Origin of the sequence: Streptomyces antimicrobicus, assembly GCF_020532625.1 — a bacterium.
Taxonomy (GTDB): domain Bacteria; phylum Actinomycetota; class Actinomycetes; order Streptomycetales; family Streptomycetaceae; genus Streptomyces; species Streptomyces antimicrobicus.
The window spans coordinates 1-13,840 of record NZ_JAJAUY010000156.1 but is presented as its reverse complement, the minus strand read 5'-3'; the positions used below and the strand labels follow the sequence as shown (position 1 = coordinate 13,840).

Annotated in this window: 12 protein-coding genes and 1 pseudogene; 2 read left to right on the top strand and 11 right to left on the bottom strand. The window is 73.4% G+C overall.

What is annotated here, in order from left to right; genetic code table 11:
- Window positions 1–206 (top strand): annotated as a pseudogene (locus LG632_RS26450) (hypothetical protein); the annotation flags it as partial.
- A gap of 87 nt (window positions 207–293) precedes the next feature.
- On the opposite strand, the gene LG632_RS26445 reads toward LG632_RS26450, so the two are convergent.
- The 7 genes from LG632_RS26445 to LG632_RS26415 form a co-directional block, all read right to left on the bottom strand.
- Window positions 294–812, bottom strand: a complete 519-nt coding sequence (locus tag LG632_RS26445) for a hypothetical protein (protein WP_226730063.1) — start codon at window positions 810–812, stop codon at window positions 294–296.
- 96 nt (window positions 813–908) lie between these two features.
- Window positions 909–1,616: a uracil-DNA glycosylase gene (locus LG632_RS26440; RefSeq protein WP_226730062.1), complete on the bottom strand. Its 708-nt coding sequence runs from the start codon at window positions 1,614–1,616 to the stop codon at window positions 909–911.
- A gap of 51 nt (window positions 1,617–1,667) precedes the next feature.
- Window positions 1,668–3,251 carry an ABC transporter substrate-binding protein gene (locus LG632_RS26435; protein WP_226730061.1) on the bottom strand — a complete coding sequence of 528 codons (1,584 nt, stop codon included), beginning with the start codon at window positions 3,249–3,251 and terminating at the stop codon, window positions 1,668–1,670.
- A gap of 152 nt (window positions 3,252–3,403) precedes the next feature.
- A complete protein-coding gene (locus LG632_RS26430) occupies window positions 3,404–4,165 on the bottom strand; it encodes an SDR family oxidoreductase (RefSeq protein WP_226730060.1) in 762 nt (253 codons plus the stop codon).
- Between the two features lie 15 nt (window positions 4,166–4,180).
- Window positions 4,181–4,942, bottom strand: coding sequence for a 3-oxoacyl-ACP reductase FabG (gene fabG, locus LG632_RS26425; RefSeq protein ID WP_226730059.1), 762 nt, complete (start codon window positions 4,940–4,942; stop codon window positions 4,181–4,183).
- A gap of 134 nt (window positions 4,943–5,076) precedes the next feature.
- On the bottom strand, window positions 5,077–5,460 hold the full coding sequence (locus tag LG632_RS26420; RefSeq protein WP_226730058.1) for a DUF3037 domain-containing protein: 384 nt from the start codon (window positions 5,458–5,460) through the stop codon (window positions 5,077–5,079).
- Complete coding sequence (locus tag LG632_RS26415; RefSeq protein WP_226730057.1) at window positions 5,457–6,302, bottom strand: HipA family kinase; 846 nt, start codon at window positions 6,300–6,302, stop codon at window positions 5,457–5,459. The genes LG632_RS26420 and LG632_RS26415 overlap by 4 nt, the downstream gene beginning before the upstream one ends.
- Window positions 6,303–6,441: 139 nt before the next feature.
- On the opposite strand from LG632_RS26415, the gene LG632_RS26410 reads away from it, so the two are divergent.
- Complete coding sequence (locus tag LG632_RS26410) at window positions 6,442–7,065, top strand: hypothetical protein (RefSeq protein WP_226730056.1); 624 nt, start codon at window positions 6,442–6,444, stop codon at window positions 7,063–7,065.
- 76 nt (window positions 7,066–7,141) lie between these two features.
- On the opposite strand, the gene LG632_RS26405 is transcribed toward LG632_RS26410, so the two are convergent.
- From LG632_RS26405 to LG632_RS26390, 4 genes are all read right to left on the bottom strand, one after another.
- The gene (locus LG632_RS26405) at window positions 7,142–7,492 is read right to left on the bottom strand and encodes a hypothetical protein (protein WP_226730055.1); all 351 of its coding nucleotides are present in this window, start codon (window positions 7,490–7,492) and stop codon (window positions 7,142–7,144) included.
- A 121-nt stretch (window positions 7,493–7,613) separates the two neighbouring features.
- Window positions 7,614–8,882 carry an MFS transporter gene (locus LG632_RS26400; protein WP_226730054.1) on the bottom strand — a complete coding sequence of 423 codons (1,269 nt, stop codon included), beginning with the start codon at window positions 8,880–8,882 and terminating at the stop codon, window positions 7,614–7,616.
- 40 nt (window positions 8,883–8,922) lie between these two features.
- On the bottom strand, window positions 8,923–9,897 hold the full coding sequence (locus LG632_RS26395; protein WP_226730053.1) for an amino acid kinase family protein: 975 nt from the start codon (window positions 9,895–9,897) through the stop codon (window positions 8,923–8,925).
- A 12-nt stretch (window positions 9,898–9,909) separates the two neighbouring features.
- A partial coding sequence (locus LG632_RS26390) for a non-ribosomal peptide synthetase (RefSeq protein WP_226730052.1) occupies window positions 9,910–13,840 on the bottom strand: 3,931 nt, incomplete at its 5' end.

The window sequence follows — 13,840 nt, the reverse complement described above, 5'->3', positions numbered from 1 at the left end:
CGGAGGAGGACGGCCGGGCGGGCGCGGCCGAGCCGCGCCGCCGGCCCCCGCGCGGGCCCGGGCAGCAGGAGGGCGAGGTCCCGCGTCAGCTGATCAAGAAGCTGCCGATGCGCCCGTCCGACGTGTGCGCCCTGGGGCGCCGGCACGGCCACTGGGCGCCGGACAGCCCCGAGGCCCGGATCTGCGCGGGCGTCCACGAGGAGTGAGGGGACCGGGCCGGGGAGCGCGGCCCGCGGGCCCAGGAGCCTGCGCCCAGGATCCCGGGTGCTGCCCGGGTCGCCGGCGCCGCGCGGCTACGGGTGCTGGCCGGGGAACGGTCCCCGGCGGGGCCCCTCCTCCGCGTCCCCGGCCAGGCGCTGCTCCAGCCGGGCGATGGCCGCGCGGACCCCGTTGCCGTAGCCGTCGTCCGGCAGGGCGCCGGTGGCGGCCCGGGCCCGGGCCAGGTGGATCCGCGCCGCCTCGGGCTGCCGGAGCTTGAGGTAGTCGGCGGCCAGGTTGAGGTGGAGCGAGGGGTAGAAGGCCCGGACCGCCACGGTCGGCTCGTGCCGGGCCACGCGGTCGTCCCCGAGCCCGTCGGCGGCGGTCAGGGCCCTGAGGTCCCAGGCCAGCTCGTCGGCGGGGTCGTCCTGGGCGTCGGCCATGTAGTGGGCGAGCGTGCAGCGGTGCAGCGGGTCGCCGTCCTCGCCGATCTCGGCCCACAGCTCGCCGAGGCGGTTGCGGGCCTCCTCCCGGTCGCCGGCGTGCAGCAGGATGATCGCCTGGCCGATCCGGGTCATGACGGCGTCCTCCGACGCCTCCTGCTGCTCCGTCACCGCGGCCTCCGGTCTCGTCCCGCCAGACCTGCTGCGGTCTGATCGTCACGACGCTAACCGGAGGCACCGACATTGCCGCGCAGGGCGCGGTGCGGCTCAGCCGAGGTTCGGGATCGTCCAGTCGATCGGCTCATGGCCCTGGGCGGCCACGGCCTCGTTGATCTGCGTGAACGGGCGGGAACCGAAGAACTTCTTGGCCGACAGCGGCGAGGGGTGGGCGCCCTTGACGACCACGTGCCGGCTCTCGTCGATCAGCGGCAGCTTCTTCTGGGCGTAGGCGCCCCAGAGGACGAACACGGCCGGGTCGGGGCGGTCCGCCACCGCGCGGATCACCGCGTCGGTGAACTTCTCCCAGCCCTTGCCCTTGTGCGAGTTGGGCTCGGCCTCGCGGACGGTCAGCACCGCGTTGAGCAGGAGGACGCCCTGCTCGGCCCACGGCATCAGGTACCCGTTGTCCGGGACGGGGGTGCCGAGCTCGGCGTGCATCTCCTTGTAGATGTTGCGCAGGGAGGGCGGGATCTTCACCCCCGGCCGGACCGAGAAGCACAGGCCGTGCCCCTGGCCCGCGCCGTGGTACGGGTCCTGGCCGAGCACCAGGACCTTGACCTTGTCGAACGGGGTGGCCTCCAGGGCCGCGAAGACCTGCTCGCGGGGCGGGTAGACCGGGCCGGCCGCGCGCTCCTTCTCGACGAACTCGATGAGCTCCTTGAAGTAGGGCTGCTCCAGCTCTCCGCCGAGGACGGGGAGCCAGGACTCGGGCAGCATCTGGGTCACGTCGACAACCTCCGGTACGCGTTCGTGCATCTGGTGCAGAACCTACCCGGGGCCACTGACAACGCCCTCATCGAGCCGGTGTCACCAGCTGGTCTTGCGGTACAGCTCCCACATCTGCATGGCGGTCTGCGGGTCCAGGGCCCGCTCGGCGCCGGCGATGTCCTCGCGCGCGCCGACGTAGAGCTTGCCCTGCCACAGCGGGAGCAGCCGGACGTCCTCGGCGAAGATCTGCTGGGCCCGCTCGAACTCGCGGGACACCGCCGAGCGGTCGCCCTCGCGGCGGGACTTGGGCAGCAGCTCGGTGAGGATCTCGGCGTTCTCGTACGGGGTGCCGACCGCGTTCTCCTTGCCGACGAACGGCGCGATGAAGTTGTCCGGGTCCGGGAAGTCGGGGAACCAGCCGCGGCCGAAGACCGGGTACTCGCCGTTCTTGTAGCCGTCCTGGTACGCCTTCCACGGCTTGCCCTGGAGGTTGATCCGGAACAGCCCGCTCTCCTCCAGCTGCCGCTTGAGCTCGGCGAACTCGGCGGCCGTGGAGGCGCCGTACCGGTCGGTGGTGTACCAGAAGGTCAGCTCGACGGTCTGGGTGATCCCGGCGTCCTTGAGGATCTTCCGGGCCTTGTTCACGTCGGCCTGGCCGAAGCGGTCGTAGAAGGGCGTCTTGTGGCCGACGACGCCCTTGGGGACCATCGAGTACAGCGGCTCGGCGGTGCCCTGGTAGACCTTGGCCACGAGCGCGCCGCGGTCGACGAGCTGGGCGACGGCCTGGCGCACGGCCGGCTTGGCGACCTGCGGGTCCTTCGGGTTCATGACCAGGTAGCGGATCTCGGCGCCGACGTTCTCGACCACCTGGACGCCCTTGGCGTGCGAGGCGGGGCTCTGGAGGTCCTTGATCTCCGCCGCCGACAGGCCGCGGTAGGTCGCGTCGATCTCCTTCTCCTTGAGCGCGGTGACCATCTTCGCCGAGTCGGTGAAGTAGCGGATGGTCACCCCCTCGTTACGGCGCTGGGCGAAGCCCTGGTAGTCGTCGTAGCCGTCGAGGACGGCCTCGGAGCCCTCCTTGTAGGAGCTCAGCAGGTACGGCCCGGAGCCGGTCACCTTGCCGTCCTGGCGGAGCTTGTCCGCGGGGTAGTCCTTGGGCGCGACCAGCGAGGCGGCCGGCGAGCCGAGGACGAAGGGGAAGGTGGCGTCGGGCGTCTTGAGGTGGAAGACGACGACCAGCGGCTCGGGCGTCTCGATGCGCTCCAGGCTGCCGAAGAGGTCCTTGGGGCCGACCTTGGAGCCGATGGTGCGGATCCGGTCGAGCGAGTGCTTGACGGCCTTGGCGTCGAGCGCCTCGCCGTTGGAGAACTTCAGGCCCTTCTTCAGGGTGCAGCGGTACGACTCGTTCGCCGCGTCGGTGAACTCGCACGACTGGGCGGCGTCGGGCTGCGGCTTGGTGCTTCCGGTCGGGAAGCTCAGGAGGGTCTGGAAGATGTTCCGGTAGAGCTCCCAGGAGCCGTCCCAGGCGGCGGCCGGGTCCAGGGTGGTCGGCATGCTCGTGGTGCCGACGACTATGCGTTTCTGTTCGGTCTTGCTGTCGTCCGAGAGGAGCCCGCAGCCGGCGAGCAGGGATATGGACGCAAGGGCCGCAAAGGTCTGCAGGCATCTGGTCCGGTTGAACACGTGCACGCTCCTCGATCAGCCATGGTGCGGCAGACCTTACCGCAGCGCCCCACGAATCCAAGGGGGGTGGTTCCGTGGGGCACTTGACCGATTCCGTGCATATTCAGGGTGTATTTGCCACCCCGCCGGAGGGAAATTCGTCCGATTATCGGTCAGCCGACTCCGGCATTGAGGAAGATTCCGCCGTCGACGACCAGAGTTTGGCCGGTGATCCATTCCGCTTGGTCCGACGTGAGAAATGCCGCAGCCCCTCCGATGTCGGCCGGGACCCCGAGCCGGCCCAGCGGGTAGGCCGCCGCCGCCTCGCTCTCGCGGCCCTCGTAGAGGGACTGGGCGAACTTGGTCTTCACCACCGCGGGCGCGATGGCGTTCACCCGGACCCCCGGCGCCATCTCGTGGGCGAGCTGGACGGTCAGGTTGATCATGGCCGCCTTGCTCATCCCGTACGCGCCGATGAACGGCGAGGGGGCCAGGCCCGCGATCGAGGCGATGTTCACGATCGCCCCGCCGTGGTCCTTCTGCCAGGCGTGCCAGGTGCGCTGGGCGAAGCCGAGCGCCGAGATCACGTTGGTCTCGTAGACCTTCCGGGCGACCCCGAGGTCGAGGTCCGCGAGCGGGCCGAAGACGGGGTTGGTGCCGGCGTTGTTGATCAGGAAGTCGACCCGGCCGAAGGCCTCCATGGTGCGCTCGACCGCGACCGCCTGGTGGGCCTCGTCGTGCGCCTTGCCGGCCACCCCGACGACCCGGTCCGCGCCGAGGCGCTCGACGGCCTCCTTGAGCGCCTCCTCGTTGCGGCCCGTGATGCACACCCGGTCGCCGCGGGCGACCAGGGCCTCGGCGACGCCGTAGCCGATGCCCCGGCTGCCGCCGGTGATCAGCGCGACCTTGCCGCTGTCCGTTGCGTCGTGACGCATGTCCACTCCCTCGGGTCAGTCGAGCGGTCCGCCGGCGATGTACATCACCTGGCCGGAGACGAAACCGGCCGCGTCGCCGGTGAAGAAGGCGATCGCGTTGGCGACGTCCTCGGGCCGGCCGACGCGCTGGACGGGGATCTGGGTGGCGGCGGCGGCCTGGAAGTCCTCGAAGCCCATGCCGACGCGGGCCGCGGTGGCGGCGGTCATCTCGGTGACGATGAAGCCGGGGGCCACGGCGTTGGCGGTGACGCCGAACTTGCCGAGCTCGATGGCGAGGGTCTTGGTGAAGCCCTGCAGACCGGCCTTGGCCGCGGAGTAGTTGGCCTGGCCGCGGTTGCCGAGGGCGGAGCTGCTGGAGAGGTTGACGATGCGGCCGAACTTCGCGTCCACCATGTGCTTCTGACAGGCCCTCGCCATCAGGAACGCGCCGCGCAGGTGCACGTTCATGACGGTGTCCCAGTCGGTGTCGCTCATCTTGAACAGCAGGTTGTCGCGCAGCACGCCCGCGTTGTTGACCAGGATGGTGGGGGCGCCGAGGGTGGTGGCGACCCGCTCGACGGCCGCCTCGACCTGGGCGCTGTCCGACACGTCGCAGCCGATGGCCACGGCCTTGCCGCCGGCCGCCGTGATCGCCTCCACGGTGTCCTTGCAGGCGGCCTCGTCGAGGTCGAGTACGGCGACGGCGCGGCCCTCGGCGGCCAGCCGTACGGCGGTCGCGGCGCCGATGCCCCGGGCCGCCCCGGTCACGATGGCGACGCGCTGCTCGGTGGTGGACATGCTGGTTCTCCTCGCCCTTGAGTGCGGCGGCCCACGGGTGAGCAACCGCTTAGTAGCTTCAGCTGAGGAGACGCTAGGAGCCCTGGCACCCGGTGTCAACGGCACCGTGCGCCGGGCTCCTTGCCGTCCTGCGATCAGCGCACCAGCAGGTCGAGCAGGCGCTCGACCTCGGCCTCGGGATCGGCCGTCAGTCCGGTGTGGACCGGGCCGGGCTGGACCACCGTGCTGCGCGGGGCGATCAGCCAGCGGAACCGCCGCCCGGCGTCGTCCCCGGCGGCCTGCCCCGCGCGCTCCCCGCCGCAGCACACGCCCTCGACGCCGCGCAGCGCCGCACGTACGCCCGCCACGTCGGCCCCGGGGTCCAGGGCCAGGAGCTTGGTCTCGTCCAGGTGGGTCCGGGCGGCCACGTAGGACCGGGCCCGGCAGTACACGATCACTCCCGCGTTGAAGCACTCCCCGCGCTCCACCCGGGGCACCACGCGCACCAGCGCGTACTCGAACACGTCCCGCTCGCTCACCGGCTGTCGCTCTTCTTCCTGGTCGGGTGGGGCCATTCGGTCAGGTGGTCGGTGAGCCAGCCGGGCGGGCCCTGCGGGGCCTTGACGGGTGCGTCCATCGAGATCCGCTCGTGGATCGTGGCGGCGCGCGGCAGCAGCGCCTCGACGTACGCCCGGCGCACCGCGTCGCTGCTGTCGAAGCCGGGCTCGCCGGCCAGCCACTCGTCGGGGACGTCGGCGGCGACCTCGGTGAGCAGTTCCTCGGTGACCAGCGGCGCGAGCTCGGCCGCGGCCTCGGCGACCCGCGGGCCGACGGGGGCCAGGACGTGGTCGGAGGCGTTGTACGGCTTGGCCGCGGCGGTGGCGGCGGTGGGCCAGTTGTGGTGCCAGATCATGGTGGCGCCGTGGTCGATGAGCCACAGGTCGCCGTGCCACACCAGCATGTTGGGGTTGCGCCAGGACCGGTCGACGTTGTTGATCAGGGCGTCGAACCAGACGACTCGGCCCGCCTCGACCGGGTCCACCTGGTAGGCGAGCGGGTCGAACCCGATCGAGCCGGGCAGGTAGTCCATGCCCAGATTGAGCCCGCCGCTGGCCTTGAGCAGCTCCTGCACCTCCTGGTCGGGCTCGCCGAGCCCGATGACGGGGTCGAGCTGGATCTGCACCAGCTCGGGCACCCGCAGGCCGAGCCGCTGGGCCAGGCGGCCGCAGATCACCTCGGCCACCAGGGTCTTGCGCCCCTGGCCGGCCCCGATGAACTTCATGACGTAGGTGCCGAGGTCGTCCGCCTCGACGATTCCGGGGAGCGAGCCGCCTTCACGCAGGGGTGTGACGTAACGGGTCGCGATCACTTCGGACAGCATCCGCCCAGGCTATCCATCCGCCCAGGTCACCGCTGCGCGACCCGGGGGCCGGAACCGTCTTGGCAAGGGCTTGGCAACAAGTTGACAGAGTTGTCAGGCTCTTCCTATGCTCCCGCCAGATCACACAGGGGGCTCAGAGATGCAGATGAACTTCGCCGGTCAGGCGCAGGTCCGGCAAGCGATCCACGGCGCGCGCAGCGAGGTGCTGCTCGCCGTGCCGGGCGAGGGTCCGCTCGAAGGACAGGTCGACGTGGCCGCCGCGCACGGGCTCACCGGCAACTCCGGGGTGAGCGTGCGGATGTACGTCCCCGCGGCCGCCCGCGGGAGCGCCGCGCTGCCCGAGCACCGGCTCGCCGCGCTGGCGCGCGAGGGGGTCGAGATCCACTCGACCCCCGGCCGCAGTCCGCGCATGGTGATCATCGACCGGTCGGTGGTCGTCCTGGCCCGCAACCAGGAGGACTGGACCGAGGGCGCGCTCATCGGCCACCACCTGCCGTTCACGCCGATGCTGGTGCGCTCCTTGACAGCCACCGACCCCGCGGACGACGCGGTCGCACCGCAGGTCAAGGAGGAGCTGAGCGCGCTGGACCGGCAGGTGCTGCGGCAGCTGGCACTCGGCACCAAGGACGAGACGGCCGCCCGCGAGATGGGGCTGGCCCTGCGCACCTACCGGCGGATGGTCGCCCGGCTCATGGACACGCTCGACGCGCGGAGCCGGTTCCAGGCCGGATACCTGGCCGGGCAGCACGGCCTGCTCCAGTAGTCCGGGAGGACCCGCGGCCCTCGGGGGCTCGTCCTCGCGCTCGTCCCGGAAATCGTCCTCGGGCCCGTCCCCGGGCTCATACGGTCAGACCCACCACGAGGAAGCCCACCACCAGGGCCACCGCGGTGGTCAGCAGCGGCGCCCAGACCAGGTCGGGGCGCCGCTGCTGTGCTCCGCACGCCGCGGCGGTGATCAGCAGCGGCCCGCACAGCAGCGCGAAGTGGCCCGGCCCGAGCCGCAGCGGCAGGTCGGCCGCGACCTGCCCGCCCGCGAAGCCGACGAGGACGGCGACGTACGCGGGGGCGGGCAGGTCGCAGGGCAGCGGGGGCAGTCCCGGCAGCAGGGCCCCGGCTGCCCAGCGCACCGCGACCAGCGCGGCGGCGACCAGGGTGAGCGCCCCGGCGCACGCCCACGCGCTCCCGCTCACGGGGCCCGTCCGCGGCCGGTGGCCGCCGCGTCGATCCCGCGCGCGCGGAGGGTGACGCAGGCGCCGCAACACAACAGCTCCGCCAGGCGCCGCCGCGCCCTGCGGACCGACCTCAGCAGGGTCACGGCGCCACCTCGGCCGGTTCGTCGGCGCGCCGGCGCTCCTGCTCGGCCTTGGCCATCGCCGCCTCGACCTTGCGGTTGGACGTCATGGTCAGGCTGATCAGCGTGCTGGCCGCCAGGAACAGCGCACCCACCAGGTACGGCGCGCGCAGCCCCGCGACGTGCGCGAGCCAGCCGCCCAGGAGCGCGCCGATCGGCGCGGCGCCCAGGGACATCAGCCGCCCGGCCGCGGTGACCCGGCCCATCAGCGCGTCGGGCACGATCGACTGCCGCACCGACGCGGACAGCACGATGGTGGCGCCGAGGGCCGCCGCCCGCACCGCCATCGCACCGCCCACGAGCCAGGGGTCGTCGGCGAGTCCGATGGTGGTCTGCGCCGCCGTCAGCAGGGCCGCCGTCAGGATCAGGGCCCGGCCGGTGCCCATGCGGTCGCTGAGCCAGCCGCACACCAGGCTGCCCAGGAAGCCGCCGACGGCCTCGGAGGTCAGCAGGATGCCGTACTGGGTCGCGCTCAGGTGCAGCTCCTCCTGCGCGAACAGGACGAACACCGCGGCCCCGGCGCTGAAGGCGAAGTTGCCGAGGGCGGGGCGCAGGGACAGCCCGAGCAGCAGCGGGTCCCGCAGCAGGTAGCTCGCCCCCTCGCGGGCGTCCTTCAGCAGCGAGCGCTTGGGGGCCGGGGGCTTGGGCGGGCTCGCCGGGAGCGAGCGGATCACGAGGGAGCTGAGGAGGAACGAGACCGCGTCGGTGACCAGCGGGATCGTGCGGCCCAGGTTGAACAGCGCCGCGCCCATCGGGGGGCCGGCGAAGCCGTCGAGCACGTCCATGGTGCCGCGCAGCCGGGCGTTGGCCCGCTTCAGCAGGCCCGGGTCCCGGTCCAGGACCTCGGGCAGGTACGCGGAGGCCGCCGTGTCGAACAGGATCTGGCCGATGCCCAGCAGGAACGCGAGCGCGATCAGCAGGGGGACGCCGAGCCAGCCGGCCGCGGCGCCCGCGACGGCCGCCAGCAGCAGCGCGCCGCGGACGGCGTCGGTGACGTACATGGTGCGGCGCCGGTCCCAGCGGTCCACCAGCGCCCCGCCTATCAGGCCGAACAGCAGCCACGGGACCAGGGACGACGCGGTGACCAGGGACAGCAGGACGGGATCCCTGGTGAGGGTCGCCGCCAGGAGCGGCAGGGCGGTCAGGTAGACCCCGTCGCCGAAGGACGACACGCCGGAGGCGAGCCAGAGCCGGCGGAACGCTTTCGGCATGGGGGGCTTGCGGGACAAGCTGGGCTCCTTCTGGGGTGGGACGAGCGGGGGCGGCGGGTCAGGCGGTGGCCAGGCGGACGGTCGGCAGCGGTCGCACGCCCGGGCGGGAGACGATCCGCCAGTCGTCGGCGACGGCGTCGACGGCGTACGGTCCGCCGGCGCGGCCCGGCCGCGGGCCGGGGGCCGGCGAGAGGAGCGAGCGCCCGAGGAGTTCGAGGTCCGGGTCCGTGGCGCAGACGCGGGGATGCACGAGCGTACCGATGTCGTCGCCGCGCACGGCGCGCACGACGGCGTCCTCGGTGTCGGCCCCGACGATCACCACGGGCACCCCGGCCAGCGTCGCGACCCAGGCGGCGCGCAGCGTGGAGGGCGTGCCGTCCGCGTCCGGGCCGGTCTCCGCCGTGCCGGGGAGCCGCCCGGTGGCGGCGGCGGTCGCGGCCGTCGCGGCGGTGACGGCGGCGACCTCCGGAACCCGGCGGTTCCGCGGCCCGGGGCCGAGGTCCTCCGCGCCCCCGCCGTGAGCGTGCGTCAGGAGCAGGAGCCGCTGGGCGCGCAGCGAGGCGGCGAGCACCGCGGCGAGGACCTCGGGGCCCCCGGTCGTGAGCGGCTCGTTCTCGCTCACGACCGGCACCAGCTCCGCCCGCACCGCGGCTTCGAGCAGCGAGCGGACCCCGGCCCGGTGCTGGCGGCCCGTCACGTCCGCCGGGGTGAGCCGGAGGTCGGCGGCCACCAGGCCGCGGGCCTCCAGCGCGCTGCGGAACGCCTCGAAGAGCGGGCCCTGGCCGGCCGCCGCGGCGAGCTGCCGGGCGGCCGGGCCGACGGCGCGCGGGCTCGTGCCCGCGGCCGCCAGCCGGGCGGCGCCGACCGCCTCGGCACCGGCGCTGACCAGGACGGGCCGGATGCCCTCGGCCCGCATCCGCACGACGTCGTCGGCGAGTGCGGCGAACCGCTCGGCGTCGGGCCGCCCTCCCGGAAGGAGGGCGGCGGCGCCGACACTGATGACGACGCACTCGGGGCCGGTGCCCTGTGACATGCGTACCTCTCCTCACGACCGGGCTTCGAGGTGGCCGGCGACGATCCGGCCGATCTCCGCGAGGGGTCCGGGCGCGGTCATCCCGCCGTGGGTGCTGGCGATCTCGTGCACCTCCACGTCCCCGTGCACGTGCGGCGCCCAGACGGCCGCCGGGTCGTCCACGCGGGCGTCGACCGCGGCCCGGAAGAACACCATCGACCCGTCGAAGGTCCCGGTGGCGAAGGTCCCGCGCAGGTTGGACACGTCCACGAAGACCCGGGCCAGGGCGGCGAACCCGTCCTCGCCGAGCTCCGCCAGTGGACTGCCGGGCTCCGCCGGGTCGTGCCCGACGGAGTCGGTCAGCGCGGGCCACACGTCCGGGTCGTCGTACCGGAGCGGGGTGCCGGCGGCCGTCCCCGGCGCCGCCGGGAACCCGTCGAGCACACCGAGGAAGTCGACCTCCTCACCGCTCTCCCGCAGCCGTGTCGCCACGGCGTGCGCGGCGACGCCGCCGAAGGACCAGCCGAGCAGGGCGTACGGACCGTGCGGCTGCACCGAGCGGATCTCCGCGAGGTAGTCCTCGACCATCTCCTCGAAGCTCCACGGGCCGCCGTCCGGCTCGCTGAAGCCGCGTGCCTGGAGCCCGTACACCGGCTGTTCGGTGCCGAGACTGGCCAGCAGTCCGCTGTAGCACCAGCTCAGGCCGATGGCCGGGTGGAGGCAGAACAGCGGGCGGCGCGAGCCCTGCGCGTGCAGCGGCAGGAGCATCCCCAGCGAGTCGCCGGAGCCGTCCCGGCCCAGCTGCGCGGCCAGCATGGCGACGGTCGGGGCCTCGAACAGGGCCCGCACCGGCAGTTCGCAGTCGAACGCCGTGCGGATGCGGCTGATCAGGCGGGTGGCGAGCAGCGAGTGACCGCCCAGGGCGAAGAAGTTGTCGTCGATCCGGATGTCGTCCACCCCGAGCACGTCGGCGAACAGACCGCACAAGGTGGCCTCGGCCGGGGTGCGCGGCGGCCGGCCGTCACGCTCCGGCAGGGCGGGCGCCGGCAGGGCCCGGTAGTCGAGCTTGTTGTTCGGGGTCAGCGGGAGCTTGTCCAGCACGACCACGGCGGCGGGGACCATGTACTCGGGCAGCGACCGGCGGGCGTGCCGGTCCAGGGCGTCCAGGTCGATCTCGCCGTCCCCGACCAGGTACGCCGCCAGCCGCTTGTCACCGGGGCGGTCCTCGCGGGCGACGACGGCGACCTGGCGGATGCCCGGGAAGGCGGCGAGGACGGACTCGATCTCCGGCAGCTCGATGCGGAACCCGCGGATCTTGACCTGGTTGTCGGCGCGGCCGACGAAGTCGATCAGGCCCTCGGCCGTCCAGCGCACCCGGTCGCCCGTGCGGTACATCCGCGAGCCGGGCGGCCCGTAGGGGTCGGCCACGAAGCGCTCCGCCGTCAGGGCGGCCCGGTTGAGGTAGCCCCGGGCAAGGCCGGTGCCGGACAGGTACAGCTCTCCCGTCACTCCGACCGGCACCGGGACCAGCGCGTCGTCCAGCACGTGGGCGGACATGCCGTCCAGCGGCCGGCCGATGGGCACCGGAGCCGGGACGTCCGCGGCCTTGCGCCACGGGGCCGACGTCGCGAACAGGGTCGTCTCGGTCGGTCCGTAGTTGCTCCGGACCAGCAGGTCGGGGCAGTGCTCCAGGACCCGTCGGACGGCGACGGGCGACACGATGTCACCACCGGTGATCACGACGCGGACCCCGTCGAAGCACTCGGGGTGCTCCTCGGCCATCACCCGGAACAGACCCGCCGTCACGTCCACGCCCGTGATGCGCTCCTCCTGCAGCAGCCGGGCCAGCCGCTCGACCGTGAGGTCGGCCTCCGGCGCGATGACGCTCGTACCGCCGTGCAGCAGGGGGTACCAGAAGGAGTACGTGGACGGGTCGAACTCGTACGGGGTGAGCAGCAGGACCCGGTCGTGGTCGCCGGGGACGAAGATGGAGTCGTTGACCAGCTCGAAGACGTCCTGGTGGGTGATGGCGACGCCCTTGGGGCGCCCCGTGGAGCCCGAGGTGTACATGACGTAGGCGAGCTGTTCGCGGTGCCCCTGCACCGCGACCGCGGCTGCGGCGGCCGGGTCCGGGGCGGCCTCGTCCTCGCCGGCCACCAGGACCACGACCTCGGCCCGCGGCAGCCCCCGCTCCCGCATCACCTCGTCGGTGAGCAGGATCCGGGCTCCGCACTCCTCCAGCACGGTCTGCATGCGGTCGAGCGGCGCCGCGTGGTGCAGGGGGACGTAGTAGCCGCCCGACTTGAGGATGCCCGTCAGCGCGACCAGGAGGTCGACCGTACGGCTCATCAGGATGGCCACCGGACGCTCCGGGCCGGCTCCCGCGGCGACCAGACGCCGTGCGAGGGCGTCGGAGCGTTCGTCGAGTTCCGCGTAGGTCAGGCTCTGCCCCGCGCAGCGGACGGCCACCGCGTCGGGGGTGCGCCGCACCTGGCGCCGGAACGCCTCCTGGATGCTGGAGCTGTCGGCGAAGGCGTCCACCGGCTCGGGTCCGGCCCCCTGCGCGACGAGCTGCTCGCGCTCCTCGGCGCCCAGGATGTCGAGGGCGGCGATCGACCGGTCCGGGTCGACGCTGACGGCGTCCAGGACGCGGACGATCCGGTCGAGGAGCGCGCGGACGGTCGGGGCCTCGAAGAGGTCGACCGTGAAGCCGACGCTCGCCCGGAGCGATCCGGGCCGGCCGCCCTCGGCGGTGTCGGCGTAGAGGGTGAAGTTCAGGTCGAACTTCGCCACGTTCAGCTCGGTGGCCGCCATGGCCTCCGCCTTGGCCCCCGGCAGCACCAGCTCCGAGCCGCTGCCGCTGACGACCTCCAGCATGACCTGGAACAGGGGGTGGCGGCCGGGCAGCCGGGGCGGGTTGAGCTCCTCGACGATCCGCTCGAAGGGGACGTCCTGGTGCGCGTACGCCGCCAGGCTGGTGTCGCGGACCCGGGCGAGGAGTTCGGTGAACGTCGGGTCGCCGGAGGTGTCCGCGCGGATCACGAGCGTGTTGACGAAGAATCCCACGAGGTCGTCGAGGGCCTCGTCCGTGCGGCCACCGACCGGGGTGCCGATGGGGATGTCCGTCCCGGCGCCGAGCCGGGTCAGCACGGTGGCGAGCGCGGCGTGCACGACCATGGTGAGGGTCGTGCCCGTGGTCCGGGCGAGCTCGGCCAGCCGGCCGTGCAGTTCGGCCCCCAGCTCGACCTCGAAGGACCGGCCGCGGTTCGACGTGGTCAGCGGGCGGGGGCGGTCGCTCGGGATCTCCAGTTCCACGGGCAGCCCGGCCAGGGCCTGGCTCCAGTGGCGCAGCTGGCTCGACAGCGCGGTTTCCTGGTCCGCTCCGCTCCGGGTGCCGAGGACGTCCTGCTGCCACAGGGTGTAGTCGGCGTACTGGACGGCGAGCGGGGCCCAGGCGGGGGCGCTCCCGCCGAGGCGGGCGGCGTAGGCCTCGCCCAGGTCGCGCGTGAGCGGACCCATCGACGCCCCGTCACCGGCGATGTGGTGCAGCAGGAGCAGCAGGACGTGCTCCTCCTCCCCCGTGGAGACCAGTGTCGCCCGCAGCGGCAGGTCCGCCGCGAGGTCGAAGACATGGCCCGCCGCGGCCGTGAGGACGTGGCGCAGCTCGTCCGCCCCGCACTCCACGCGCTCCAGCGCGAAGGGCTGCGGCGGCAGGATCACCTGGGTCGCCCGGCCGCCGTCCGCGGCCTCGGCGAACACGGTCCGCAAGGACTCGTGCCGGGCCACCACGTCACCGAGCGCCAGCTCCAGCGCCCCGGCGTCCACGCGCCCGGCCAACCGGAAACTCACCGGCAGGTTGTAGGTCGCGCTCGCGCCTTCCAGCCGGTCCAGGAACCACAGCCGCTGCTGCGCGAACGACGCGGGAAGCTCCGCGGGCCGCGGCCGCGCCACCAGCTCCGGCCGA

Bases quoted from the DNA above. Each gene is read 5' to 3' on its own strand.
- fabG (WP_226730059.1), bottom strand. From the start codon at position 4,942: ATGTCCACCACCGAGCAGCGCGTCGCCATCGTGACCGGGGCGGCCCGG.
- LG632_RS26440 (WP_226730062.1), bottom strand. From the start codon at position 1,616: ATGCACGAACGCGTACCGGAGGTTGTCGACGTGACCCAGATGCTGCCC.
- LG632_RS26415 (WP_226730057.1), bottom strand. From the start codon at position 6,302: ATGCTGTCCGAAGTGATCGCGACCCGTTACGTCACACCCCTGCGTGAA.
- LG632_RS26395 (WP_226730053.1), bottom strand. From the start codon at position 9,897: ATGTCACAGGGCACCGGCCCCGAGTGCGTCGTCATCAGTGTCGGCGCC.
- LG632_RS26430 (WP_226730060.1), bottom strand. From the start codon at position 4,165: ATGCGTCACGACGCAACGGACAGCGGCAAGGTCGCGCTGATCACCGGC.
- LG632_RS26410 (WP_226730056.1), top strand. From the start codon at position 6,442: ATGCAGATGAACTTCGCCGGTCAGGCGCAGGTCCGGCAAGCGATCCAC.